The organism is Sphingobacterium sp. SYP-B4668 (assembly GCF_027627455.1).
Lineage (GTDB): Bacteria > Bacteroidota > Bacteroidia > Sphingobacteriales > Sphingobacteriaceae > Sphingobacterium.
The window spans coordinates 2,918,844-2,944,914 of record NZ_CP115483.1; the positions used below are offsets into that span (position 1 = coordinate 2,918,844).

Below are 26,071 nucleotides of genomic sequence, written 5' to 3' on the forward strand. Positions count from 1 at the left end.
CAGCGGCCCTACTCCAGTAGGACATGGGGAGGACATTACTGGGGAAAAGGGCGAAGGTGGCCAGTAGTTGGTCCGAAGAATGGGCGAAGAGCCCAAGCTGTCAGTTCTGATTTTTTAGAGGATATTCTAATGTCGATTTCTTTTAATTTGTTTAAAATAATGTACATTCGCTTACGGTAACAAGGCGATTGGAGTCGATTAGATACTGCAGAAGAATGAACGTAGAGCAAGAATATATAAAGAAACTTTCCGAAGGAGATAAACATGCTTTCGACGCACTTTTTTTGTTGTATTACCCCAAAATCAAGGCTTTCATATATGGCTTTGTCAAGAATGAAGACGATACTTCGGATCTGGCTCAAGATGCATTTATCAGGGTATGGAATAATCGCGTAAACCTGACGAAGGTTGATTCTTTTGGGGCTTACTTGTTCAAAATCGCAAAGAACATCATTTTTGATTTTTTCCGTCGTAAATCTCTTTACGAGAAGTATGCGCTACAAGAAGTGCAGATGAACGTCGAAGAAATCTCTTGGGAACTTAATGATGTATTGGATGCCAAAGAATTGGAAATCCTAATCTATGCGTTAGTCGACAAAATGCCCGAAAAAAGACAGGCCGTCTTTAAAATGAGTCGGAACCAACGACTATCTAATGAGGAGATTTCAGAGCAATTGGGTATTAGCAAACGTACCGTGGAAACCCACATTTCCAGTGCTTTAAAGGAACTTCGCAAATTTATATCCTCTATCCAAGCAATTATTTTATAAAAAATTAACTTTTCGCTTACGTGTATCGCTGGCTTTGAACGTCTATTACCTTAGAAAGCCTAGAATATGAACAAGTTTTATAAGTTAATTAGTTTCTATTTCAAAAGTAAACATTCGGACAAAGTAGAAAATCTATTTGGGCGCTGGCTTATTGAGGATGCTGAGAGCGAGCAGAAGGCACAGGCCATGGAAGCGTTGTGGAACGAAGTGAACGCGCAAGCGGATGATACGACACTGCAAGACTTGGAGCGTATACATGCGAAAATCGATTCGTTTGTTCCTCAAAGAAGACCGTCCTTGGCTTTGCGCCTCGGGAAAGTTGCCGCAATGATAGCAATGCCGTTGCTATTTTCGTGGGCAACATACCATTATACGAAGGAGTATTACATCACTAATTCGGCAATGATCGAAATGGCAACAGCCTATGGTGAAAGTAAGCAAATAGTGCTGCCGGATGGTACATCGGTCTGGCTGAGTCCAGGCTCCACCCTCACCTATCCTAAATTATTCTTGGGCAAGGAGCGGAATGTTTCTCTGAATGGAGAGGCAATTTTTAAAGTAGCCAAAGATCCTAATAAGCGCCTTATCGTAAAAACCAACAATATAGAAGTGGAGGCATTAGGCACCGTATTCAGTGTGGTGGGATACCGTGATCTATCGAAAACGACAGTGACACTCGAGGAAGGAAAAGTCCGGGTAGGGATACACGCTGATAAGCCTACTTCGCTGATTCTTGCTCCGAATGAACAAGTGACCTACGATTCAAAAGGTGGAGATATAGTGCGACGAAAAGTAAATGCTGAACGCATGGCATTGCGCAAAGATCGTTACCTGGTCTTTCAGGAAGCATCACTAGTCGAGATATTACACGCTATTGAAAAGAAACATGGAGTGGTATTTAATTATGACTACACGAAATATGAGAACCGATTTTTCACCTTAAAATTTACACCCGATGAAAGTTTAGAAAGTATGCTGGAGGTCTTGAGTGAAGTAAACAAGGATTTCCATTTTAAAATAAAGGACAAAACTATTTTTGTTTTTTAGATCGTTAGTATAAACCCATTATGACCTTGCTGCTATACTTGCACCGTATAGCAGTGAAATAGTACCCAATTATTTAAAACTTAAAACGCAGCTAATGTTTATGAAAAAACATTTATTAGTATGTTGCATGTTCTTTTTGATGATAAGCGGACATGCATTAGCGCAATCAGGCATCAATATTTCGAAGAAAAATATCAGTATACGGGATGCGCTCTACGAAGTGGAAAGGCAGAGCCAGCACTCCGTTGCTTTTGATGAAGGGATTCTCAACGTAAATCGAAAAATTACATTGTCGGTCAAAAACAAGCCTTTAGCAGAAGTGCTAAATACGATTCTTGAAAATACGAACTGTACGTTTACCATCAGGAATAAGCATATTATAATCATGCGTAAAGACGCTAAGGAGGATGTGCTCAAGAAAACAATCACGGGTAATGTGGTCGATTCAATCGGTGAGCCCGTTATTGGGGCGGTGATAACCGTATTGGGGGAAGATATCAGTACCGCTACAGATGCTAAAGGTAACTTCAAAATCGCTAATGTGCCGGTCGGATCGACCCTCAAAGTTTCATATATGGGCTTTCTAACTCAACATATTCGCTTGGGAAACAGCGACAAAATAAATATTAGGCTCCAGCAGGACGCACACCTACTGGAGGAGATCGTTGTGGTGGGATATGCGACTGTCAAGAAAAAGGACTTGACTACAGCGGTGGCAATCGTATCGACGGAAGATATCAATGAACGTCCTATAACCCAAGCGGCACAAGCCTTACAAGGCAGAGCTGCAGGTGTACAGGTCGTACAATCTTCGGGCGAACCTGGTGGTGGGCTGATGGTACGTGTCCGTGGGACGTCTTCATTTCAGGCAGGCAATGAACCGCTATATGTGGTGGATGGCTTGCCTATGACTAATATCGCTAATTTGAGCCCCAATGATATCGCATCCATGCAGGTGCTAAAAGATGCTTCGTCCGCAGCCATCTACGGGGCACGGGCGGCCAATGGAGTGGTAGTGATCACAACAAAACGAGGAAAAGGTGGAATTAGATCCTTAAGTCTTAACAGCTATGCTGGTATTTCGAAAATCGGAAATACAATCGATGCGTTAAATACAGCGCAATATAAAGAGTACTTAAAAGATCTCAAGAAGCAAGTGCCTACGACCACATTGATACCGGAGGATGAAAATAGATATACGGATTGGAATAAGGAATATTTTGGCACAGGTATCAACCAAAGCCATCAACTGGCATTGACAGATGGTACTGAAAAGCTCCAATATTATATTTCGGGCGGTTATATGGAGGACAAGGGAATAATAGAAAAAGCTAATTTTAAACGATACAATTTCAGAGCGAATGTAAACAACAAGCAAACTGATTGGCTAAGCCTTGGATTCAGTATCGGGTATACGCGTACAAACGGAAGGACCATACCACATAATAAAACGGCTATGCGGGGAGGTTCGATTCTCTCGGTCGTGAACACGCCCCCTTATATGCAGAAGTGGGATGCTTTCAATCCTGGTGCCTACGATGAGTTTACCTATGGTTCGCAATTCTTTTCACCATTCCTCGCTTCGGCCTCGGACGATACGTATAGTACGTCGCGGATTGTGGGGGTGACAAATCTTGATTTTACGATTATAGACGGCTTGCATTATAAGGTAAACTTTGGTATAGATGAGGACAACTCTACTGGAGAGAGCTACTTAGCACCCGGCGCCAATGGCGAAAGTCGATCGTATAACGGGTTGTATTCGGTGTCTGCTTCCAAAAACTTTGAATGGCTTTGGGAGAATCTAATGACCTATGATAAAAAATTTGACAAGAGCAGTGTATCTGTGCTAGGAGGCGCTACCCTGCAGCGGGCATTGAATGAAGGAAATGGCGGTGGCGGTCACGATGTATTGGGGCCTTCCTTGAACCTCGTGAATATCATTGTCCCTGACCAATCATGGAGCAGCAAGGGCTCTTGGTCGCTACTCTCCTACTTGGCACGTGTATCATATGATTACGATGGAAAATATCTGCTGAGTGCAAATATGCGTACGGATGGTTCCTCGAAGTTTGCTCCGGGCAATAAGTGGGGTGTATTCCCTTCAGCTTCTGCGGCTTGGAGAATCTCGGCGGAACCATTTATGAAATCAACGGCCAGCTATCTGGATGACCTAAAAGTTCGGGTAGGCTGGGGTAAAACAGGTAACCAAGGTGGAATAGGTAACTATGACTGGATGGCAACCTATTGGGCGAGTCGAAACATACCGAAGCCCGAAGACGAAAATCAAACCCCGGGAATGAATACAGGTCTCGCGTCAAAGGGATATAGGGGCTTGACATGGGAAAAGACCACGCAATATAATGTAGGTGTAGACGCTACGCTGTTCAACTCCCGGCTTAATTTAATATTGGATGTGTATTATAAATATACGAACGACCTATTGAAGACTTTCTATCCTCCAGGAACGGCCGGAAGTACGTACAACATCTTGACCAATATGGGCGAAATGAGCAATAAGGGGTTGGAAATCGCTATAAATTCGAAGAATATCATTCAGCCAAGGTTTAAATGGAATTCGGAGTTTAACATCTCGTTCAATAAGAATAGGGCTGAAAATATAGGTATTACACCTGTAGAATATTATGCTACGATGTATTCCAACAATCAACCTGCCATTATTCTGAAGAACAAAAGTAGGTTGGGTACTTTCTTCGGCTACCGGACCAATGGTGTTGACCCGGAAACGGGAGACGTTGTTTATCTTGATCTAGATGGCAATGGACGTATAACGCCCGAAGACAGAACTGTACTAGGGGATGCACAGCCATTATTTACAGGAGGCCTTACGAATACGTTTACGTATTCCAATTTTAGCTTGTCTTTGTTTTTCCAGGGATCGTATGGGAATGATATTTTCAATGCCACAAAGATGGATATAACGGGAATGCAAGATTTTAGAAATCAATCTTTAGAAGTATTAGATCGATGGAAAAGACCTGGAATGGTCACGGATATTCCGCGACCAGGAAACCGGGAAAATATTTGGAACTCGGATCGGTACATCGAAGATGGTTCGTACTTGCGGCTTAAAAATGTGAGCTTCATGTATGACTTTGATACCAAAGGAAGATTGTCCAAGCTGGGTATCAAGAAGCTACAACCTTACATTACGGCCCAAAACCTATGGACCTGGACCAAATACTCGGGATATGATCCCGAAGTGAATGCCTACGGGTCTAGTGCTTTGGAACTAGGAGTAGATTATGGGACCTACCCACAGTCAAGGACCTTTGTATTGGGTATAAACGTTGAATTTTAATCTTAAAAGTCATGAAAAAAACTACATATATCGTATTAATGCTAGGGGTGATGTTATTAAGCTTTAGTTCCTGCAGTTTTCTCGATACCGAGAGCTTCGCCGACCTTGTGGGAGAGCCACAGGACAAAGTCGAACAGGAATCTGCCTACAAATCTGCAACGGATGCCCAGCGCGAGGCGGCAGGTTTATACGAGAATTTTAGGAATAATACATTTCAATTTGACTTATTTGGATACAACGATATCCAATCTGACAATTGTTATCATGGAGGAGATGGTGTACCGGGGGAAGAGATGGACGCCGTAAAGTTGAATCCGGACAATGATAAGGTTAAGATCCTTTGGAATGAGTATTTTAAGATGGTGGGCGATGCGAATATCGTAATCGATAACACGCAGCTGATGGATGCTAAGCTGATCGATGAGCAAACACGGAATAGAATTGTTGCGGAAGGAAAGTTTGTCAGGGCATATGCGTACTTGGATTTGGTCCGGATCTATGGCGATGTGCCTTTGCTCCTGCATATGATACCTGCTATGTCTTCCGAGAATCTAGAACAAATACGTCCCCTATTGTATCCGGAACGTGCTGCGAAGGAAATCGTTTATAATCAAATCGTCCAAGATCTGGATGAAGCTATCCCTCACTTGCCGAATGTATCGAAAGGAAGTAGCAATGCGACGAAAGGAGCTGCCTATCTATTATTGGCCAAGGCCCATGCCAGTCGGGGGGCAAAAAATAGTCGAGATTATAATCAGGTGGTCGCTTATTGCAACAAAGTGATTGGAGAAGGGTATCAATTGGTGACAGAATTTGACGATCTATGGAAGCCTGAGAACAAATTTACTTCGGAAAGCATTTTTGAGATCAATTATGAAAATGAAAGACCGAACTGGGCCTATTGGGTATTGTTTAGTGAAGCAGACGGACAGATTACGTGGAGAAGATATTGTACACCTACGCACGATCTCATAGCAAAGTTCACGGCCAATGACAAGCGATATGAATCATCGATCGTCTATAAGTCGGTCGATTATGATACCCACTATCCTAAGGGTAGATATCCAATCTCTAATAAAATAAGAAATAAGGTGTCTAATATCAAGCTCCTACGACTGGCAGATGCCCTACTGTTGAAAGCAGAAGCATTGGTAGAGCTGAATAACATCAGCGAAGCAATGTCTATCGTCAACGTGATTAGAAAGCGGGCTGGATTGTCGGATATTACTGGACTTCCTAGCCAGGCGGCGGCGCGGGAGATCGTTGAATTGGAACGGCAGCTGGAATTATATATGGAAGGACACCGTTGGTTTGATCTTTTGCGGAATGACAGGGTAATTGAGGTGATGACTAAACATAAGTACAAGGATGGAAAGCTGCTCGTTCCTGTGCTAGAAGAATTTAGACTTGTTTGGCCTATTCCTCAAAACGAAAAGGATGCCAACCCAGCTTTGATTCAAAATACAGGATATTAATATTTTCACAAAAGCCTAAAATTATTTAAGAATGAAAAGGATTATATATATACCCTTGATACTGATGGCACTCAGCTGTTTTTCATGCAGTAAAGACCTGTATATGGAGAAATCTACTCCTACCATCGATTACGTCAAGACGATAGGTGACATCAAAGAGCTGTCTGTACCAGGTGCCGTGAGCTTTAGTATCGCTGTCAAGGATGAGGTGAGGCCATTGTCCACCTTGGAAATAGAGGTATTGATCAATGACATTGTGGTGCACTCAAAATCTATCCGAACCAAAGGAAATAGTGCTATAGTTGAAAACGAAGCTTTAGATATTCCCTTTGTGAAGGATATGGAGGACGTTGAAGATGTAGTGGTACGTTTTACGAGTATCAATGTCGATGGAGATTCTGCGTTTAAAGATGTGATTTTAAAAGCAAGGCGTCCTGTATTACCAACGACGTTATATTATCTGACTGAAGGAGGTAGCCCTATCCTACTGACAAACTCTACTGCCGAACCATTGCTATACAAATCTGCAGAAAGTATATTTGAAAGTAAAATTTCTGGCAAAATCGCTACGGCAAACACGCTGGAAGAAGCTGATTTTATCTGGGGAAAAGGGCGATACGAGAGCGAATCTGCTATCGTAAGTAGCGCAGGTGATGATATCGAGTTTGACTATACTGGTATGATCGTGAAGCAAATCATTTTTGATGCACAGACCTTCTTAATCGATGTAAAGGGTGATGTCGCCACCAAAATCACCTTAAATCCGAGGAGCGATGCTCATGATAGCGAGATGAAATCTGCTACTGTGAACCTTAAAAAGGGACAGTTTTTAGAAATAGTAGGCTTGAATATGGAGAGTAACTTTAACCCTGACTTCTTTAATCACAGTGCTTCGAGCAAGATATACGAGTTCCTAGGTGAGGATGGTGATTGGGAAATTATATACTCACCGAAATATAAAGGGCTCTGGGTAACACGGCTCCAAGACGAAGCGCCGACTAACTACTGGGTAGTAGGTCATGGCTTTACCACGGCGACAGCCTGGCATGATGACTATAAGCCTATCGGATGGGATTTGGAGGATTTCAAACAGGTGGCGTATGGACGTAAAATAGCAGAGAATGTTTATCAGGCTACCGTTTTTATTTCCAACGAGCATGACTGGGGAAGTTTCGAATTTCAATTTTACTCCAACAGAACCTGGGAAGCCGTACCGGCTGAATTTTCAGCAGCTTCTATCCAAGGAGATAGCCAAGGATTTTCTATCGGCGCACCGATAGCTGGGAAGCCCGGAAAATCTATCAGTATTACAAATGCAGCAGGTTTTGTCCCAGGGTATTACAGGCTCGTGCTTGACATGACCAAAGGTGCAGAACAGGCAACCGTACATATTACGAAGGTAAAGTAAACTGCAAACATAAGCTATGCGTTAGTCAAGGATTGGAAAGACTAACGCATTAGGGTAATTAAAGGACATAATATGAAATACTCATGGTGAGCAAGCAAAAAGCCCGTAAGTCCGCCAACTGGCGGATGAGATAAAAAAACATACGGAGGGAGTGCATGCATTTATATCCATGAGAACAAATACTTATACAGATATGAAAAATAAATTGATCATTACGCTAAGCCTGGGACTGCTTCCTCTTTTTGGATGCAGCGACAATAATGTTGTGGAAATAGAGAAGGCCGAGTTGCCTACCCATCTTAAGGGGCAACTCTTGTACCATACCTACACGAACTATGGCGCCAACGATTCGGAGATATTCCTATATGACTTTAGTAGTAATAAAGTTCAAAGCCTGAGTTCCGGTTGGGACATCAAGAATCCGATGAATGCACATATCTCGCCGGATGGTACCCGAATCGTATTTATGGGAATCAGCGAGGATACTGATAGTTGGGATATTTTTGTGTATGAATTGAATTCAAGCAAACCGCCCGAGAACCTAACGCTGATTGGGCAGACAAGAGATGAAGACCCGAAGTTTGCTCCTGATGGCAAAAGAGTGGTCTTCAAACAAGACTCACGTATCGTTGAAATGGATCTTGCGAGCCGTAAGGTAACCCGCCTATCGCCAAAAGGCTACGGTATCCCCTATTATAACCACGATGGCACCAAAGTGGTGTGTACACAGGGCGATGCGGCCACGTCTTCTATAGCCATTATCGACGTCAAGTCGAAAGAAATCCAGCAAACGGTGTATGATGCTGAAGGTGTGCAGGATTACTACCCAATCAATGCAGATCAGACCTCGTTTTACTATTCGGTAGGGCTGTCCAAGACCAATACGGTGGACCAGGTGTATAGAGGTTACTGGAGTGGGTTACGTAGCTACAAACTGCCCTTTAATGCTAATGACGGGAACTATTCAGATGCCTATCCCATAGATGAAAACTGGCTGGTATTGTGCAGTACGCGTCCCGATACAAAGGGGGGATATGATCTATATGTAGCAAATGTCCATACAGGCGATATCTATTCGATGGATTTGTATAATACGGGTATCAACTCGCCTAAGCAACAACTAGGCCCCTGTTATTTTACGAAGAAATAATACTCTGAAATATTACCAGTTACTAAGGTCGCAACTTGTGGCCTTAGTAACTATAAAACGGCTATCCTACCTACGCTAATCTCTCTTATTCTATCCGCTTGGATGGAGGCGGACACCCTTCACGAGCATCCTTTCTAATTTGCCGAAAAAGAAAAGCAAATGATTAGCATGAAGATCTTCTACATCGTCCTACTCACCATGACGATCTGCTTCCCTATACGGGCGCAGCAACCGCGGACAACATATGCCGATCATGGCATAGCGCTGTTTGTTTTTAACAATTTCTTTTTAGGCTATCTCGTGGCGCTGCTGACCTTAAACGGTTGGATCGGGGTGCCGATATGGATGATGTAGCTTCAAATTGGTCTATAATGCGTAAATTCACCACACACGAGCACTGTTACTGCCGGTTATGATTAATATACTTACTACATTTCACGCCTTTTCGGCTGGTGCACTATGGTTGCTCGGCACGTTGATCCTGCTTGGGGTAAATCGGACTAACACGCGAGCAGACCGATGGTTAGGCTCTTTCTACTATATGACAGCTGGGTTATTCACCCAGCTTTTTCTGGAAGGCTTTCATATCGAGAATGGAGTTTTACTCCATCTTCTTGAACTGCCCCGATGGGCCATTCTCCCCTGCTTTTACCTAGCAGTCAGCTACATGGTCAGACCAACCTCAACGCTAAAAAATTGGGGATTGCACTTTATCCCATTTTTGATTTTTATATTCTTTTCGATCGTCTATCTGATGCCCCGATTTTTCAATATACAGATTGACCCACCTCAATTGCCGCAGTGGATAGTCTTTATAATCAAATATTTCTTCTTCGCCCAGAGCGTCTTTTATTGGTTAGCCTGCTATCAACTTTTTAAAAAACATCAGAAAAATATTCAACAATTATCTTCGTATACGGAAAGAATCGATCTAGCTTGGCTCAAGTACCTCATGATAGCCCTCTTATTTCTAATTGTAATCCGAGGACTGGCTCTTGTACATCTAGGCATTAGCTCGCTATCACCAATCCTATATTTCTTGGGTATAGTCGCTCTCGCTTATTTTGCGTTAACACAGCGTTCTATCTACACGATTGAGCCAAGCCACAATTTGGTGGATGAAGCAGGTACGCAAAAAAAGAAAGCGGAAGAAAGACTGACATCTCTTCAAGTGAACGAGCTTAAAGAGCGTGTATTACAGAAGACGATAGATGAAAAACTATATCTGGATCCAGGCTTGACGCTCACCACCCTATCTGATCAAGTGGGGGTCAATCCTCACGATCTTTCGTACATCCTAAATAATGGGTTACAGCGGAACTTCTACCAGTTTATCAACGAACTGCGTACAGAGGAGGCAAAGAAGCTGCTGTTGTCAGGGGAAGCCAAGCAGCTCGATATGTTTGGAATAGCTGTACGGGCGGGCTTCAATTCAAGGACAACATTCTACAGCTGTTTCAAAAAAGCAACTGGCATTACTCCAAAAGAATATATTAAAGCGAATGCTCACCACTCTTCGAAATAAAGGTGTTCAACAGTGTCTGCGCGAATCTCGTATAATAAAAAATATATTGTGTAGTTTTAAGGAGTATATCGAGAGACCGACATCTACTAAGTGAAATAGCAATTGATTATAGAACGATACATCTGTACTTTTAGTAACGAATTCTATTCCTTGCTAATAAACACAGCATTCGATTGTTCAAAACCCTAAAAAAATGATTGTAGTTAAAGTAAAGTATACCGTAAAAGAAGCGTATGTAAATGCGAACAAACAACTTATAGAAGAGTTTTTGACCGATTTCAGAAGCTTGGACAGCTCTCGCTTTTTGTATTCTGTTTTTCAAACCGAAAATGATAGCACGTTTGTCCATATCTCGCAATACGCGGATCAAGATATACAGCAGAACATATTGGGTACTCCTAGTTTTCTTCGCTTTCAGACGCAACGGGATAAAAATCTGACATCCGCGCCGCATATCGAAGTGCTCGAATACATAGGGGCTTCGAAGGACGTCCTTTAAGATCCACTTATGGAAACCAAAACCACAGCGAGCATACTCCAGATGGCTACTACCTTATGTAAGATGCAATGACATTGAAAACGATACGTTCGATGAGAGCTATGGCCCCTGTATGGCTATGGCGTGCCGATCATTCTTTGATTGCTTAACGTCTGATCTACGCATATGGATAAGTTGCATATTCTTTCCCAGAAAATCCTCGCTAAATGAATTGTTGGAAAAGGAAACTTCGCGACATCCGTCCAAATAGAAATTGACTTTTCGATAATATGGCTCATAATCGTAGGTGCGGACGAGTGTGTTGTCATGGAAGGCTAACCCCTTTACCGATCGAGCGAAGAGGATAGCATAGTCGAAGTGCCTAAATTGATTGTTGTGTATCCTGATATTCTCATGGTAAGGTCGGGCATCTATACTTTGAGGCTTGACGGATGGTGTAATGGATATAACCGCTTCGCCCCAGCCCCAAGGATAATCGGATATGTTGTCGCCTGAGGTATAACAGTTTTCAAACATATTGTTTTGAATCAATACATCGCGTACGGCTCCCGATTCATTCCATAACTCGATATCGCCTTCAATCAATATAGCAGCACCGGCGGTATTAAAATAATTGTTCTCTATGCGTACGGTACCGGGAGAGGATACTAGAATAGAACGTCCTCTATTTTTCTTCAACATACGGCAATTACGAACGGTTAGACTGGCAGTCTTATCCTTATTTTCAAGCAGATCACCCACCTTTATTAATTTTCGGATATTTTTGGAAAAAGCTATCCGATAGTTAACAATATGTCCATCTGAACCGTAGATGCTCTGCTGATCGTTGACGAATAGTACATTGGTCTTGACCATGGTGGCGGTATCCAACACCCATGCCTGCTCACCTGATACAAACCCAATGTAACGACCATTGGGGGCTACCAAGACGCTGCTATCGCCTTCAATAGCTACGACATTGGCATACATCCCGTGAATATTCATGTAGTCATCGCCTGCTCCTGATACCTCACAGCCATCAAAAAGAATATCGCCTTTGCAACCATTGAAATGGGTGGCATCAGCAATGGTACTGAAAGCCCTCCCTTTGGAGGAATTGGTAATAATATCGACCTTTTTAAGACTTATATTTTCACTTTTGTATCCACTGACGCCACAGCTAAGGGTGTGGTATATGGTTATATTCTCTAGAGCGATATCCTTGCTTTGCATTATCAAAATGCCATCGGCAATATAACGCCCATGAAAAAAGACAATTTGGGAGCCTATTACGGGGTAGTAGGCTGGCCTCGTATGAAAACGCAGCGAGCCGTCTGTATTCTGCGTGACTTTAGCTTGATAGAAGTCACGCCCCAATGGATTGTCACGGGTCTGATAGGCTATATTCAGCTGCTTGGGTTCGTATATATTGGTATACTCACTAACGATTGGCTTGCGCCACCCCTCTCCTAAGAAATAGATGCTATCGCTTACGATTTCAAATGGATACTTATCACCGTCGACCTGGATGTCGACATAGGTATCGGAGAGTCCTATGATGGTGCCTTGGGAATTGTAGGGTCTATCCCAATCAATGACTAGATTTTGGATGCGGACGTTGCTGGATTCGGTTAATTTGAAGGGAGTGACCTGTCCATGAAAGATGAACTCTGCACCCTGTCCATCTATGATGAGGTTTTTTTTGTGCTTAATATCAAATGCAATAGTAGTGACGTCCTTCCCATCAAAGCAAGAAGTCCCAAAAAAATCATATCGTCCCTTCTCTAAGACCAATTGAATGGAATCTGCTCCAAAATCACGAGACAAAAAGGCTTTGATCTGCGGGATGAGATTTTGCATGGTATTGGGATGGATGCCTATGGACCTACCGGTGATGACTCTTGTGCTGGCAGCTTGTACAAGCAAAGGGAACACGAATAGAAGGACAAAAATAGTTTTTCGCATGGTTCATAAATTTAGATTGCCCAAAAATAGTTCAAATCGCCTCCATGCGGAGTATCTATCTGTACATGAAGGCTTCTTTTGAGAAAAATGAATCATATATATATGGACTTGGAACCATTATGTACTTGCTTTAGCTAAATAATACCTATTTTTAGTATGACCTAACTGACCGAATGATGAGGAACATTTGTATAGCCCTACTCCTATTATTATATAGCCTACCGCACATCCTGCTAGCGCAGGAGGAAAGGAAAATACGCGATTTCGTCCAATTGAATAAGTATGATGGACTAGAAAGTAACCGTATAACTGCTATCCAAGATGATAAATTTGATAGGATATGGATTGGGACGGACAATGGGCTGAGCATCTATGATAGCAAGACAGCCAAGAAGGTACAGCACTATATGGGTGAGTGTATCACCGACTTAAAGGAAACTCCTGAAGGCATGCTCATCGGCAGCTCAAAAAGCACGACCATGTATGATTACAAAACGGGGAGATACCTAAGTATCCAATATGACGGGTACGATATCAAATACGTCAAATTTGTGGAGATAGACAAAAAGATATTCGGATATGTGGATGGAGAAATCGTTCAATTGGAAAACAGAAAATGGAAATCGTATAAAAGAGGGGTTAATTATAAAACGGTACGTGAGGATAAATTTGGCTTTGTATGGGCTGTAACCGACTATAAAATAGATAAATTAGATAAAGGGCTTACTAAAATAGAATCCTACTCTCTGCCGGTGAGTGACCACTCGCAAGCAATCGTATATTCGTTGTTTGCGGATAGTAAGGGTATGGTGTGGATAGGTACACGGAAGGATGGACTATTTAAATATAACAGGGCACTGAATGGCTTTGTACGCGAAAATCTGCCACAAAGACCTGGACTATCCATCGAAAATATTGGCAGTTTGGGCGAAGATCAATGGGATAGACTGTGGATTGGACACAATCGAGGTGTGGTGGTGCTGGATGCCAATAATTCCGCATTCTACGAAAACATACTCGAAACATCTGATAATAAGGCGTTGAATACCACCGTCACTCAGATATATCGAACAAAAAAGGGGGCGATGGCATTGGGGTCGTACTTTACGGGATTTTTCCATATTCCTGGAGAGGAGTCGCCATTTAGCATGATCAGCTTGACGGGCAAGCACTTGACACACCTCAACGTGACTGCGAATGGAATGGTGAAAGACCATAAAAATCGATTTTGGATGGCGACCAATTTTTTGGGGGTGAACATCTTTGATTCTGCTGGCAAATTTGTGGAGCAGATCAACCAATCTAACGCTATACTCAGCAACAATATTATCGCGCTAACGACTGATGAACAGCACAATGTATGGGTGGGGTCGCTATCTAACGGGCTTTTCAAGATAAGTGCCGATAATAAAATCGAGCGCTTTAATAGTGTGGGTGTGCAAGCTGCGCAACTATCCTCGGACGCTATCCACTGCTTGCTCAATATCGATGCAAGCTACCTGGCCGTGGCTACCAACAACGGAATCGACTTATTAGACAAACGGCAAATGACCTTTGAGAATATCTTGCACAAAAAGGAAAAGGACTTTGCTTTCATCAAGCTCTTGCGATATCAAGACCTACTGTGTGGTGTGACAACAAACAGCGTGCACTACTATGACCTTAATACAAAAGCTGTCAAAACGATACTCCTTTTCGAGAACATCGAAAATATGTTCATCCAATCCGCCTGTATGACATCAGGAGGTGTGCTCTATTTGGGCTCTACAAATGGTAAGCTGTTCAAACTGGAGGGTGGTAAGTTGGTATTGCAACCTTATGAAGCCGTCATCGGAGCGAATAGTATCGTCGGCATCCAAGAGGACGAGCATCGCAACATCTGGATCACGGCTGGAAATAGAATCCATCAGATCCAAAGTGATAAAACTTTTCGGTCATATGACCTGCGGAGCATGATGGGAACGAAAGAATTCAATATCCGATCGGACTATAGGGATGACAAAGGCAATCTGTACTTTGGGACCTATGATGGGGTACTGACATTCAACCCTGCACACTTTACTACTCCATCATCTGCTAAAGCCGAAAAGGCATTGCCTAAAATCTTTTTGAGTGATTTTAGGGTGTTCAATAAAATAGTAAATATAGACTCCTCGTCTATATTGTCTGGCCCGATACAGACACTTGATAAAATCACATTGGAAAATAACGAAAATTTCATTGGATTCGACGTGTCTATCATTGACTATAAAACAGTCGATAAGATACCTTATACCTGCTATTACAGACTCCGCAACTTGGACGACAATTGGTATGAAATGAATGTAAATGCCAGTGTGGTATCGTTCACTGGATTGCAAACGGGAGACTATAAATTTGAACTGAAACTAGAGGCGATGAACGGTAAGATACTGGATTCAAAGATAATAGAAATACAAGTGAAGCCGCCTTTTTATTGGACTACTGGGATGAAAATCTTGTATGTGTTGGTATTGCTAGTCTGTGTTGGGCTGGTGAATAGGTTTGTGGCGAAGCAAAAAGCTGCAAAGAATGCCATTCGAATGGCAGCCAAAGAAAAGGAAGATTTGGCAAAACTGCACACTTCAAAACTAAATTTTTTCACGTATATAGCACACGAATTCAAAAACCCACTATCGATTATCTCGACTTTGCAAAAAGACTTGTTTCCGATGAATGACAAAGCGGATAGCGATACCGCGATATTTAAACGATCGATTGTAAGGTTGGAATTTTTGATCGGTCAGCTGCTGGACTTCCGGGAATTGGAAGCGAACTACGTACAGCCGCAGTGGAATAGATATCATATCACGGAAATCTTAAAAAGCATTATTAACGCCTTCTCTCCTATTTTTAGCGAGCGGAATATCAAATTCGTGCTGAGAGACGAACTGGAACATGGTACCGTCATCTTGGACAGAAACAAAATGGAAATGTTGATTGGTAATATCATCGGCAACATCCTAAAAACGACAGCTGACGACGAGCTTGTATACATTGATGCTGAAATGACACCGGAGGGGCTGAGATTGAAGTTTACAGCGAAAACCTCTTTTCTCCAATCCGAAAATGCGAACTTATTCTTGACACAGGGTGATGGGATACCCTATACGGAGCAAATCTTAAAAGCGGATATCGCGCAGGCCATAATCGACAGCCTGGTGAAGTTATTGAAATACCAAATCCAATATCAAACGGACATGGACCAAAGCATACTGACGCTAAGCATACCGATATTGAGTGAAGAGGATGTCAAAATAACAAATCATATCTTGAAGACGTCAGTATTAAAGGGGTTGGTCGAGAACTCTCAATATTTAAACGATCATGGCCACACATTCCCCATATTGGATAGTCAACAGATGGCCTTCACGCTATTGATAGTAGAGCCATCTAATGATTATAAAATCATCCTCAAAAGGAAATTGCAACCTTACTATAGGATCATTACGGCGAATACGGAGAAAGAGGCTATCATCATGCTGAAATCACAACAGGTGGATCTTATTATCGCAGAAGGGATACTGGAGGGGAGCGATAACGTACACTTCGTCACTTACTGTAAGGAAAGTGAGAAAACCAAACATATCCCCATACTGATTATCAGCCAAAATAACGACCCTCAGTTCAAATTAGATGTATTCTCCTCGGGCGCAGATGCGTATATGATCAAACCGCTAGATATGCAAGAGCTGTTACTGCGTATACAGAATATGTTAAAAAGTAAAGATGTTTTGAAAAAATACTACGAGGGCTTCAAAAATCTACCCGTAGAACAAAAGAACTTAAACAATGCAGATGAACTTTTCGTAAAGGAAATAACAGACTATATATACAATAACCTTGAGGATTCTAACCTTTCGGTAAATCAGATGAGTAAGCATTTGAATATCAGTCGAACACAGCTGTATTTAAATATAAAGCGAATCATGGACATGACACCGTCATCACTGGTGCTAAGTATAAAGATGGATCAGAGTAAAATCTTATTGAAGACGACACCGATGACATCTTCGGAAATATCGCTGAAACTTGGCTATTGCAGTCCGAATCATTTCAGTAAGCAATTCAAGGATCACTTCGGCGAGTCGCCAACTGAATTCAGGAAGAAAGTGGAAGTAAATTGATAGGTAAAAAGCCGATCCAATAGGAATGGACCGGCTATATCTGCTAACGAACAATATTCAATGTGCGGACCTCATCGCACCAACCGGCTTCGGGATTGATAACTTGAACTGACCAATATAGGGTTGCCTTTTGACCAATCTGAATGTCAAATCCTGCTAGTATCTGATCTAAATCGGTCCCAGTGATATAGAAATCCCGCTTGATCCCGGTAGGTAGCTTTATCGCATTATTTATACTGGACTTGTCTTTGCTGAATAAGAGATTAAAGTCTATAAAATTACGTTTGGTCGTCCAATTGAAACGGTAGAGGGAATCCATTTTGGCTCTATTGATGGTGACAAGGGTATCTTGTATGGGATAGGTCAATGTCACGGGCTGCTTACCTACTTCGTAGAAATCATTTTCCTTTTTACAACTTAAAAGGGTGGCTATACCAAGGGTGGTAAATAGTAAAAGTACGTATGTAGTTCTTTTCATAACTTGTTAGTGATTAAATGCGCCTATATTATTGGTAGTGGGAATTGATTTACCCCAAAAGTCATGGCCATGGGGGTATATAGTTGAATTAGCGACGGAAATACCAGCCGCAATACAAGGTGACCCCGCCCCCAACTGCAAGCCTTGTAAGATCTGATCCTTATCTACTAACTTGCTACCGCTGAGAAATTCGGACACTAACTGTACAAACTTAGGGTCAACATGGATATTGCCTGTATCGAAAATAGGATCGCTGGGTATATTGGTATATCCAAACACATTGTTGTTCTTGAATACAATGGATCCGCTGGGGTCAAGATGACCTACGGTCAATCGGTAAAAGTCATTGGCTACGGCTGTGCTGTTGTAGAATATATTGTTTTCAAAAATCAAGGACTGTGGAATATTGGTATAGCTGTCGAAGGTTAAGGCGACATTATCCGCATTTTGGGCTGCGGACCTGGTCTTAATAAAGGTGTTGTTATGAAAATGGGCATCTTTGACGCGTCCTACGATATCGATGGTAGAGGCTAGGATTTTGCCATTTTCCTTGAGATAGTCACGTGTCCCATCATTGATGCTGATATTGTATCTAAAAATGGTACCTGTAGATTCCGCATATCCATTGTTGAACCCAGCGTCGGCCGGGCACAACAAGAAGGCACCGCCTACATTGTTGTAGCTAATGTTGTACTCGAAGAGCGTGTGCTGTGAATTTTGATCGCAATCAAATGCCTGCCCATCCCAAGTAGCCTTATGATCTTGTACGATATTATACCTGAACTGGGTGTGGTCGCTATGGATACACCATATGGCAGCGGCGGCTTCTGCGCGAAAGGGAATCCCATCAGGAGAGAAGTCACCGGGAGCACAATTGAATACGTTGTTCCGTTCGACAAGGGCGCCATCGCAACTGTTGATAATAATCTGGTCGCCTGGTATATTTTCGAAGGTATTGTCGCGAATGATGAAGTTGGTATTGGCTTTCCGTCGAGCTCGATCGCCGGTAGAAACCCAGCCCGTGATACCATCTCGTTGTGAATTGGATAGGGTACAATTTTCTATCCAAACTTTATTGAAAGAGGATGGCTGATTACCGTCTAATACATTATAATAAAAGATAGCCGAACCTCCCCCACCCAAATGGTGTGTCTTGGTGCCATATACATCCGTGACAATACACTCGCGGATAATAATGTGATTCATAACACCACCTTCGATCTGATTGGCGACGAGACGTATGCCTACAGATTTGGGTCGGGGCACTGCGCCTTTGTTGGTGACCTTAAGCTGGTGCAGCTCCCAATATTGAACATTATTGACCAAAATAGCCTCGTCGACGGTACCACCACCATTAATAGTAGGCAATGGATCTGACTCGTCTCCATAACTGGTGATGACAATGGGTGCTGCTTCCGTACCGCTCCCCTTTAAGACTAGCTGACCATTGAAGGAAGATCCTCTTTTTATCAAGATGGTATCTCCGGGATTCCATACCTTCTCGTTGATGATGTCGATAGATTTCCATGCCTGTGAAGGGGAATGTCCTGTATTGTAAAATTTGCCATTATCTGGATCGATATAATATCGATTGGGGTACGACTGCTCCGCTACTGGCTGCGGGACGTCTATTAATGTATCTTCCTTGCAACTGAGGAGCAGGATGAGCAGTAAAAGCATAAGATTAAATCTAGGTTTTAAATATGTTTTCATCTATTTCGGTAATAATGGGCATAAGCTCGAATGGTATTCTTGAGCTTATTGCACTCGGTTAATAATCGTATTGTCCCGTGTGTAGACATGATGCGTTTCAAAGGTTTCTATCACTTATTTTCGATTCATGATGCATCTAACCGGACATCCTCTATTTTCGACACCTGGAACAACGCTATAGCCTTGGAAATAAATATCGTCTACATCGTTGTATAGGGACATCAGGGTAGCCTTGGACTTGTTATCGTCCATTGCAACTTCGCCCCAAGCATAATTGATTCCTTTGAGATATGGAGTAAGTGTCCAAAAGTAGGCTACGGGATTGGCGGCATCGATTCCAGCGTCGATAGTGGGGACGCCTTCATGCCAGAAATAGCCTGAGGGCACGATATTCATCTTTGAGGAATTGGTGATATTGACCGTATTCTTCCAGTACATGGGGTCTTTGACAGCCAGCCCCGCGGTATATTGTCCTAGGTATAAGCGCAACTGTTCCAATTCGGACATGGAGGGTAAATGCCAACCGTCCGGACAAACACCCTGTACCTCTTCTCCAGCAAGATGGGCTTCCTTTGCATCGTCCCAAGATAGACGCGTAGCGGTAGCCCAGGTATAGTATGCACCGGCTAACTTATTGTATACTTCATTACTTGTACCTGCCCACTTGGCGGCAAATGGAAATGCGGTATTGTCAGCATAGACCTTCGCTCGTAAATTTTCACGCATAATGGTCAGCAGGCTCCCGTCAAGAAGGACATACTGATTGGCGTTGTACACTTCATTGTCCCGTGCATCGGTAAAGGACTCGACCGTAAGAACGGCATCAAAATAACGCCAAGAGCTCTGTACATGGCCGTTGTAGCTTTGCTCTACTTTCCAAAAATATCGACCGATACTGTTGAACTGTGGACGAAGCTCCTTCAGTACGGCCAGAAAATCTTCATTGCGTATCTTCAAAGAATCTAGGTGTCCCATATCCATCTCTACTGCATTCTCGAAATGCATATCGGTGTCAAACATAATTTTGTAAGTAGCATTGGATCGGGCCTCCCAGGTAAAATTCAACGTGTCATTGGGTTTGAAGTAGTCAATCTTGACGGAAGCACCATCTATAGGAAATATAGGTCTTGCCCAATCGGCTTCGACATACGCGATATCGTCCTTGCAGGAGTATACGCCCAATAATAGGCCTAATAGCGTGATATAGTTTATAAGTCGTTTCATGATGTTTCTATTTTAATAACCTGGATTTTGGTCGCCTTCAAATTCGGGATTGGCATTCATTTCCTTTTGAGGGATGGGCCATAGGTAATCCCGTTTGGCATTAAATGAACGCTGATCGATGACAATGGGTTCATATTGCCAATCTGCGGTCACATTGCCATTGGAATACCATTTCATCTTGGACACGTCCAAGCCAACAGCATCTACCATGACTCGCTCGGCTATCTTCCAACGTCTGATATCAAACCAGCGCTGTCCTTCGTTGAAAAGCTCAACCCTCCGCTCATTACGGATGATGGTACGCATCGCTGCCTTGCTTAAGTTGGGCATGGCTACACTAAGCTTGATCATACCTACTCTACTTCTTATTTGATCAATCAGTGGGTAAGCAGCTGCAGGCCCGTTCAGCTCATTCTCGGACTCGGCCCATGAAAGCAGTACCTCAGCATAGCGCATAATAATCTTATCACTACCATCGTTCTCGGTATTGGCGATATACTCATCAGCCCCCTTTTTGGGTCTAAAACCACTGAGGTTGCCCCAGCTCGCGGGTACCCAATTGGCCTGATACCTACTCTGTGCAACTAATCTATATTCGGATCCAGGACATAAAATAGATAAATGCAATCGGGGGTCACGATTGGTAAACGGAAGATTGGGATTGTAGGTTGGATCTTTCGAAATCACACCGCCACCGTCGATCGCTAAGTCTTTTACCGGCAAACCATTTGTAGTAAAGAAGCTCTCCACCATAGGCAATGTGGTGTGAAATGAATTCCAATGATACCAAAGCATAGTTTGATAACTGGATTTCAAATCCTTGGCATAGTTTATTTTAAAAATAACCTCCTGATTGGCCTTGTCATTGATGCCGGCATCTAGAAACAGCTTCGCAAAATCTGGATACAAGGTGTACCCTAGGTCTCTAATCTTGGGAGCCAGTGCGACTACCGCTTCATTGTCATCTGTATATTGGGCTACTTTCAACTGCAACATAATCGCGGCTCCTTGGCTGGCGTATTGACCGCCAAAGCTATGGGGTAGATTGTCTGCCGCGAAGGTCAAATCTGCACCTATAAAAGTCAACACATTGCTAATGTCTTGGCGGGGTGGATTTTCCAATGGTGAATTTTCATCCAAAATGGGGAGTCGGCCATACAGGGTCAACAACTCATAGTAGAAGTAAGCTCTTAAGAAGCGTGATTCTGCAAGTAGTGATAATTTGTCGGCGGGGGCAAGTTCACTCTCTTGGACGCCTCGAATCAAACTATTGGCCCGCGAAATCCCCAACCAATTTTTATTCCATTTGTATTCTGCCAACCAACTGTTGGAGGTCTGGGTTCCTTTTGCAAATTCAGCTGAATTTTCCCATGTATTGGGATTGAACGAATTGTCGCTCATATTTTCAAAAGAGTATGGAAAGATATATACCGGACCATCGTCGTACAGGCTATTGTAAATCCCAGCCATCAAACTTCGGGCTTGATCGACATTTGTTAGAAAGGTCTTTGGAGATACCTTGTCAATAGGTACAGTGTCGAGGTAGTCTTTGCAGGAGTGGAAACCTAGTGAGATTAGACTCCACAATAATATATTTAAATAATTCTTTTTCATCTGTATATAATTTGTTTTTAGATTTTATAGTTGTCAGATGGAACCATGTATGAGTGACATAATTTCGATTAGACATATCTAATTACCATTTAATCAATTGGCGTTCATAATCTTAGAATGTTAAATTTAAACCTCCAGTAAATGTCTTCACTAATGGATAGTCATAAATATTGGTATTGCTCTTGCCCGATCTTTCTGGATCAAACCCCTTGAACTTGGTGAGCGTAAATATATTCTGCCCGCTGATAAAAAGGCGAAGCCCTTTGAGCTTTATACGTTGGAGTATCTGATCGGATAAGGTGTATCCAAGTTCAATGTTTTTCAATCGGAGATAGGATAGGTCCTCGACATAGTAGGCGGATTTGATACTGGAACGCTGACTGTCGATATATACTCGTTGATATGTATTATTTGGTCTTTGGGGTGTCCAGCGATCGATCATCCATCCGGCTGTATTGTAGTTATTGAAAAATGGCGATACAAGCTCGCCTTGACTCCACCCCTCACCACCTAAGACTCCCTGAAAAAAGGTGGTGACATCAAATTGTTTATACCTAGCGCCTAAGCTAAACGAATACAGCATATCGGGATTGGGATTACCAAGGGCTACACGATCATGATCCATGTCGATAATACCATCCTCATTTTGATCTTTAAATCTAATATCGCCAGGTGCAGCAATCAATCCTGAATAGGAGTTTACCACTGCTCCATCTGCATCGAAAGTGGTGAGGTGCTGATGTATCTCGGCTTCATTTTGATAGATACCTTCTGTCTCGTAGCCGTAAAGGGTATTGATAGGAAGCCCTTCTTCTAGCAATAAACCTGTCGTACTGTTTAGGATACGAGGCTGATCGCTCAGAGAGAGGATCTTATTCTTATTGAATGATAGTATTACATTACCGTTGATACTCCAATCATCATGAATCTTCTTGTTGTACCCGAGGGATATCTCGAGCCCTGTATTCTTCATCTTTCCGGCATTCTTCCAAGGGGTCTCGGTAAAACCAAACGTACTGGATACAGGGAGCTGCATCAAGATATCATCTGTCTGCTTTTGATAATAATCGATACTGAACTGGAGACTGTTGAATAAGGAAAGATCTAATCCTATATTTCTCTGCGTGGTGGTCTCCCAGGTCAGGTCCTTGTTGGCAATATATGAGGTGGCCGCTCCTGTATACTCTTTATCATCCCAGATGTAATTGGATCCGCCAATCGATAAAATATCAATACCTGCATAGGAGCTCCATATCTTTTCATTGCCCAGCTTGCCCCACGAAGCTCTTACCTTGAACTCGTTGATCCAATCATAATTGTCTTTGACAAATGCTTCTTGTCCGATACGCCATCCCCCAGAAAATGAAGGGAATAAACCCCACTTTTTGTCAACAGCAAATTTGGAAGAGCCATCATAACGCAAATTGGCCTCAAACAAGTACTTATCAGCGTAATCGTAATTAAAGCGACCGAAAAGGGATAGATTAGTTACTTCGGTCTGCCAAGAGGAATTTTTTTGGGTGGTGGGATCACCGACCTCCAAACTAGGTAGATTAGCGGTCAACCTTTTTCGTTCGGTCTGGTAATACTTACCCTCCCATTTACTTTGTTGGCCACCGGCCAAAAACTTAAAATGATGCTTCTCCTGTAGGTTGAACCAATATGATAGGGTTGCAAAACTGGAAAAATTTCCATGTCTATAGGTGCTCTCTCTAATTTCAGACTCTCTATTATTATTCCTTCCGATGGTCTGCTCCCCATTGGATCCTGTCTCGATGGCATATAGATATACATTGGGTGCATAAGTCATGGTAAAATCTTGTGAACGATCATAATTGGCGGCAATATCCATCACCAATCGATTGGTGAAGAATATAGATCCTTGTACATTGGCGTTAAAGTTTTTTAAATCACTTTCACGCTTGCCCCCTTCTTCTAGGACAGCATCGTCATAAAACCAAGAAGTCCATCCATAGCCTTCCATCTTGGCAACCACAGTGGGATGCATCTGTACAATGCGTGCCAAGGTGGATCCCGAGCCGGAAACGCGATCGATCTGAGGGCCGGAGTATCCTGCAAAATTGGACGTTATCTTTACTTTGTTGTCAAAAAAATTACTAACGGTGTTTGCTCTGAAATTGTACTTGCGGTAGGAAGTGCCCTCGAGTATCCCCTTTTGATCCATGACACCACCGGACAGGGTATAACTTGCATTTTCATTGCCACCGTTGATCTTGACGTAATGATTTTGCAGAGTAGCGGGTTTGAAGTAGAAATCTGCCCAATTACGATCGGGATATAGTGCGAGATCCTCTCCTTTTCTAAAGTGATCGATATAATCTTGATTGTACTGCGGCAGTTTATTGGAATTGAGCAGCGCTTCATTATACAATTCCAAAAAATCTACAGACCCCAAAAGCTCTGGGTACCTGGTGACTTGTTGAACGGAAAAATAGCCGTTGTACTCGATGCTGGCTTCGCCCTTTTTTGCTTTCTTGGTGGTAATCAAGACAACCCCATTGGCTGCCTTATTTCCATAGATTGCAGCAGATGCAGCATCTTTGAGGACAGAGATGTTGTCTATATCTTTAGGGTCGACTTTGTCAAAGGAGGACTCGAACCCATCGATAATAATTAAGGGTGAGGCATTGTTGAGCGTACCTATGCCGCGGATGACTACCTCACCTGCATCGGCCCCCGGGCGACCAGAATTCTGGGTGACCTGCACACCGGTGACCTTGCCTTGTAAGGCCATGGAGACGTCGGTCAAGGGTCTATTTTTAAAATCAGCGGTAGATACAGTGGCAATGGCTCCCGTTACTTTGGCTTTACTAGTGGTGCCGAAACCTACAGCGACAGCTTCATCCAGTGCGATAGCAGTCTCTTCCAGCTCTACGATTAAGGGCTTTGTGGCTTCGGTAATAGTGAGTGTGGCTGTTCGAAATCCCATATAGGTAACCTCTAACTGGTCACCTACTTTACCCGTGATGGCGAAAACACCTTGTTGATTGGAGGTACCGATTTGAGAGGTACGGAGATTTCGGATAGTCGCTCCCGCAATTTCCTTCTTGGAAGTGGAGTGCACTTTGCCACTAAACGTCTGCACTTGGGCTTGCTGAGCAAATGTAAAGGTCAAGCTCAAACCCAGTATTAACGTAAGCATAACGATGCGTAACACATGTTGTCGAATTAATATCATAAGTTTAAATTGGTTAATTATTCAAATGTAATGAGGAGCCGTTTAGCGGTCTTATATGTTTGTACTAATATCTGCAAGATTTATGGGTAAACCTGACAGGCACCTTTGAATTAATCAGATATATATGACTACTGAACATATCTGTATATATACAAAATATGACTTTTGGCATGGGTGGTACTGACCAATGAAAAATAGCTAAGCCAAGCAGTAGTATACTATAATAGCAGTCACCGCTACAAAAAAATAAAAATAGTGAGGAGTACAACTACAGAAGCGGATAGCATATGTTTACAATCCTATTGCACAAGAATCAGCGTACTAGGAAGTCTGGAATCGATATCTAGCACTTGGATGGAAAGAGACCCAATTGAAGCGAGATGGTGCTAGATGTATCGGTAAAACCTGCAATCGATAACGTTAAAATTGGATAGATGCGGTGCCGAAAAAGGTAATTGACATGATTAATCAATAAAGATAGGCAATATAAACACATAAATATAAACACGTTACATCATGCATATAAACAAGATGTATCGAGGAGTATCTCTGATAAGG

Annotated in this window: 16 protein-coding genes; 10 read left to right on the forward strand and 6 right to left on the reverse strand. The window is 42.6% G+C overall.

Annotation, left to right across the window (positions count from 1 at the left end):
* Positions 1 to 215 precede the first annotated feature (215 nt).
* The 9 genes from OQ289_RS12170 (at position 216) to OQ289_RS12210 (ending at position 11,196) form a co-directional block, all read left to right on the forward strand.
* Positions 216 to 770 (forward strand): RNA polymerase sigma-70 factor, encoded by a 555-nt coding sequence (locus OQ289_RS12170; protein WP_270087132.1) that lies wholly within the window; start codon positions 216 to 218, stop codon positions 768 to 770.
* 66 nt (positions 771 to 836) lie between these two features.
* Positions 837 to 1,817 (forward strand): FecR family protein, encoded by a 981-nt coding sequence (locus tag OQ289_RS12175; RefSeq protein WP_270087133.1) that lies wholly within the window; start codon positions 837 to 839, stop codon positions 1,815 to 1,817.
* A gap of 100 nt (positions 1,818 to 1,917) precedes the next feature.
* Positions 1,918 to 5,139 (forward strand): TonB-dependent receptor, encoded by a 3,222-nt coding sequence (locus OQ289_RS12180; protein ID WP_270087134.1) that lies wholly within the window; start codon positions 1,918 to 1,920, stop codon positions 5,137 to 5,139.
* Positions 5,140 to 5,150: 11 nt separating this feature from the next.
* Positions 5,151 to 6,614, forward strand: a complete 1,464-nt coding sequence (locus OQ289_RS12185; RefSeq protein WP_270087135.1) for a RagB/SusD family nutrient uptake outer membrane protein — start codon at positions 5,151 to 5,153, stop codon at positions 6,612 to 6,614.
* Between the two features lie 31 nt (positions 6,615 to 6,645).
* Positions 6,646 to 8,022 carry a hypothetical protein gene (locus OQ289_RS12190; protein WP_270087136.1) on the forward strand — a complete coding sequence of 459 codons (1,377 nt, stop codon included), beginning with the start codon at positions 6,646 to 6,648 and terminating at the stop codon, positions 8,020 to 8,022.
* A 193-nt stretch (positions 8,023 to 8,215) separates the two neighbouring features.
* Complete coding sequence (locus OQ289_RS12195) at positions 8,216 to 9,172, forward strand: TolB family protein (protein WP_270087137.1); 957 nt, start codon at positions 8,216 to 8,218, stop codon at positions 9,170 to 9,172.
* A gap of 168 nt (positions 9,173 to 9,340) precedes the next feature.
* Positions 9,341 to 9,526 carry a hypothetical protein gene (locus OQ289_RS12200; RefSeq protein ID WP_270087138.1) on the forward strand — a complete coding sequence of 62 codons (186 nt, stop codon included), beginning with the start codon at positions 9,341 to 9,343 and terminating at the stop codon, positions 9,524 to 9,526.
* 58 nt (positions 9,527 to 9,584) lie between these two features.
* Positions 9,585 to 10,697 carry a helix-turn-helix domain-containing protein gene (locus tag OQ289_RS12205; protein ID WP_270087139.1) on the forward strand — a complete coding sequence of 371 codons (1,113 nt, stop codon included), beginning with the start codon at positions 9,585 to 9,587 and terminating at the stop codon, positions 10,695 to 10,697.
* Between the two features lie 193 nt (positions 10,698 to 10,890).
* The gene (locus tag OQ289_RS12210; protein WP_270087140.1) at positions 10,891 to 11,196 is read left to right on the forward strand and encodes a putative quinol monooxygenase; all 306 of its coding nucleotides are present in this window, start codon (positions 10,891 to 10,893) and stop codon (positions 11,194 to 11,196) included.
* 99 nt (positions 11,197 to 11,295) lie between these two features.
* Here OQ289_RS12210 and OQ289_RS12215 read toward each other — a convergent pair whose 3' ends face one another.
* A complete protein-coding gene (locus OQ289_RS12215) occupies positions 11,296 to 13,140 on the reverse strand; it encodes a hypothetical protein (RefSeq protein ID WP_270087141.1) in 1,845 nt (614 codons plus the stop codon).
* Positions 13,141 to 13,313: 173 nt separating this feature from the next.
* Here OQ289_RS12215 and OQ289_RS12220 point away from each other — a divergent pair, with 173 nt between their 5' ends.
* Positions 13,314 to 17,285, forward strand: a complete 3,972-nt coding sequence (locus OQ289_RS12220) for a two-component regulator propeller domain-containing protein (RefSeq protein ID WP_270087142.1) — start codon at positions 13,314 to 13,316, stop codon at positions 17,283 to 17,285.
* Positions 17,286 to 17,328: 43 nt separating this feature from the next.
* On the opposite strand, the gene OQ289_RS12225 is transcribed toward OQ289_RS12220, so the two are convergent.
* The 5 genes from OQ289_RS12225 to OQ289_RS12245 form a co-directional block, all read right to left on the reverse strand.
* Positions 17,329 to 17,763, reverse strand: a complete 435-nt coding sequence (locus OQ289_RS12225; RefSeq protein WP_270087143.1) for a SusE domain-containing protein — start codon at positions 17,761 to 17,763, stop codon at positions 17,329 to 17,331.
* Positions 17,764 to 17,769: 6 nt separating this feature from the next.
* A complete protein-coding gene (locus tag OQ289_RS12230; protein ID WP_270087144.1) occupies positions 17,770 to 19,476 on the reverse strand; it encodes a right-handed parallel beta-helix repeat-containing protein in 1,707 nt (568 codons plus the stop codon).
* A gap of 114 nt (positions 19,477 to 19,590) precedes the next feature.
* Positions 19,591 to 20,700 (reverse strand): FISUMP domain-containing protein, encoded by a 1,110-nt coding sequence (locus tag OQ289_RS12235; RefSeq protein WP_270087145.1) that lies wholly within the window; start codon positions 20,698 to 20,700, stop codon positions 19,591 to 19,593.
* A gap of 12 nt (positions 20,701 to 20,712) precedes the next feature.
* A complete protein-coding gene (locus OQ289_RS12240) occupies positions 20,713 to 22,314 on the reverse strand; it encodes a RagB/SusD family nutrient uptake outer membrane protein (RefSeq protein ID WP_270087146.1) in 1,602 nt (533 codons plus the stop codon).
* 112 nt (positions 22,315 to 22,426) lie between these two features.
* Positions 22,427 to 25,513, reverse strand: a complete 3,087-nt coding sequence (locus OQ289_RS12245) for a SusC/RagA family TonB-linked outer membrane protein (protein ID WP_270087147.1) — start codon at positions 25,511 to 25,513, stop codon at positions 22,427 to 22,429.
* Positions 25,514 to 26,071: the final 558 nt, after the last annotated feature.

Excerpts from the sequence above, each read along its gene's own strand:
- OQ289_RS12170 (WP_270087132.1), top strand. The coding sequence starts at position 216 with ATGAACGTAGAGCAAGAATATATAAAGAAACTTTCCGAAGGAGATAAA.
- OQ289_RS12175 (WP_270087133.1), top strand. The coding sequence starts at position 837 with ATGAACAAGTTTTATAAGTTAATTAGTTTCTATTTCAAAAGTAAACAT.
- OQ289_RS12180 (WP_270087134.1), top strand. The coding sequence starts at position 1,918 with ATGAAAAAACATTTATTAGTATGTTGCATGTTCTTTTTGATGATAAGC.
- OQ289_RS12185 (WP_270087135.1), top strand. The coding sequence starts at position 5,151 with ATGAAAAAAACTACATATATCGTATTAATGCTAGGGGTGATGTTATTA.
- OQ289_RS12190 (WP_270087136.1), top strand. The coding sequence starts at position 6,646 with ATGAAAAGGATTATATATATACCCTTGATACTGATGGCACTCAGCTGT.
- OQ289_RS12195 (WP_270087137.1), top strand. The coding sequence starts at position 8,216 with ATGAAAAATAAATTGATCATTACGCTAAGCCTGGGACTGCTTCCTCTT.
- OQ289_RS12200 (WP_270087138.1), top strand. The coding sequence starts at position 9,341 with ATGAAGATCTTCTACATCGTCCTACTCACCATGACGATCTGCTTCCCT.
- OQ289_RS12205 (WP_270087139.1), top strand. The coding sequence starts at position 9,585 with ATGATTAATATACTTACTACATTTCACGCCTTTTCGGCTGGTGCACTA.
- OQ289_RS12210 (WP_270087140.1), top strand. The coding sequence starts at position 10,891 with ATGATTGTAGTTAAAGTAAAGTATACCGTAAAAGAAGCGTATGTAAAT.
- OQ289_RS12215 (WP_270087141.1), bottom strand. The coding sequence starts at position 13,140 with ATGCGAAAAACTATTTTTGTCCTTCTATTCGTGTTCCCTTTGCTTGTA.
- OQ289_RS12220 (WP_270087142.1), top strand. The coding sequence starts at position 13,314 with ATGATGAGGAACATTTGTATAGCCCTACTCCTATTATTATATAGCCTA.
- OQ289_RS12225 (WP_270087143.1), bottom strand. The coding sequence starts at position 17,763 with ATGAAAAGAACTACATACGTACTTTTACTATTTACCACCCTTGGTATA.
- OQ289_RS12230 (WP_270087144.1), bottom strand. The coding sequence starts at position 19,476 with ATGAAAACATATTTAAAACCTAGATTTAATCTTATGCTTTTACTGCTC.
- OQ289_RS12235 (WP_270087145.1), bottom strand. The coding sequence starts at position 20,700 with ATGAAACGACTTATAAACTATATCACGCTATTAGGCCTATTATTGGGC.
- OQ289_RS12240 (WP_270087146.1), bottom strand. The coding sequence starts at position 22,314 with ATGAAAAAGAATTATTTAAATATATTATTGTGGAGTCTAATCTCACTA.
- OQ289_RS12245 (WP_270087147.1), bottom strand. The coding sequence starts at position 25,513 with ATGATATTAATTCGACAACATGTGTTACGCATCGTTATGCTTACGTTA.